This is a genomic window from Croceibacterium segetis (assembly GCF_011320115.1).
Lineage (GTDB): Bacteria > Pseudomonadota > Alphaproteobacteria > Sphingomonadales > Sphingomonadaceae > Croceibacterium_B > Croceibacterium_B segetis.
The window spans coordinates 1-889 of the sequence record NZ_JAANOZ010000035.1; the positions used below are offsets into that span (position 1 = coordinate 1).

At 67.9% G+C, this 889-nt stretch carries 1 protein-coding gene; it reads right to left on the minus strand.

Annotated elements, in window-relative coordinates; all coding sequences use genetic code 11:
* The coding region (locus tag G7B69_RS16630; protein WP_166181297.1) for a dihydroxy-acid dehydratase domain-containing protein at nucleotides 1–889 on the minus strand (889 nt) is incomplete at both ends.

An 889-nucleotide genomic window follows, 5' to 3' on the forward strand; every position in this document is an offset into this window, starting at 1 on the left:
CGATGCGGCTCTCCAGGCGCTTGAGCACCGCCCTCGCACCGCCGGCATCCTCGAACTGCTCGATCCGCACGTCGCCGGTCGGGCGCACAGCGGACAGCACCGGCACGTCGCTCATTTCCTCCCACAGCTTGAACACGTCGAGACCGTTCTGGGCTTCGATCGCGGTCGCCTGGAGGTGCTTGATGGCGTTGATCGACCCGGAGACCGCGAGCACCGTGGCGATAGCGTTGCGGAACGCACCTTCGGTGAGGATCTGCCGCGGCTTGAGCTCCTCGTGCACCATCTCCACGATCCGCCGCGCCGCTTCGCGGGCGTTGGCCTGCATCTTCGGGCTGTTGGCGCGCACCGGGGCATGGCCGGGCAGGCACATGCCGAGCGCCTCGACCGTCGAGTGCATCGTGTTGGCGGTAGCCATCCCGGCGCACACGCCCGGGCCCATGATCGCGTTCTCGGCCATCTCGGCGATGGGGAACTTTGGCTTGCCGCCGAAGCGCTCGCCGATAGAGCCGCCCCACAAGTCCTCGACGTCGACAGGCTGGCCATCGATCTCGCCCGCCGGCTGGTAGCCGCCGATCACCAGGATCGTCGGGATATTGAGGCGTGCGGCCGCCATCAGGTGGCCCGGCGGGGTCTTGTCGCAGCTCGTCAGGCAGATCATTCCGTCGAGCAGCGCCGCCTCGACCTGGACCTCAATGTCGTTGGCGATGATGTCGCGCCCGGCGAGGATGTAGCTGCCCTGCTTGGCCGCCCCGGTGATGAAGTCGCTCGGCGCGGCGGTGCGCACCTCGAACGGCACGCCGCCGGCGGCGCGGATTTCTTCCTTCACGATCCTGGCGATGCCGTCGAGGTGAGCATAGCAGATCGCCAGCTCGCTCGACGAGTTGACCAC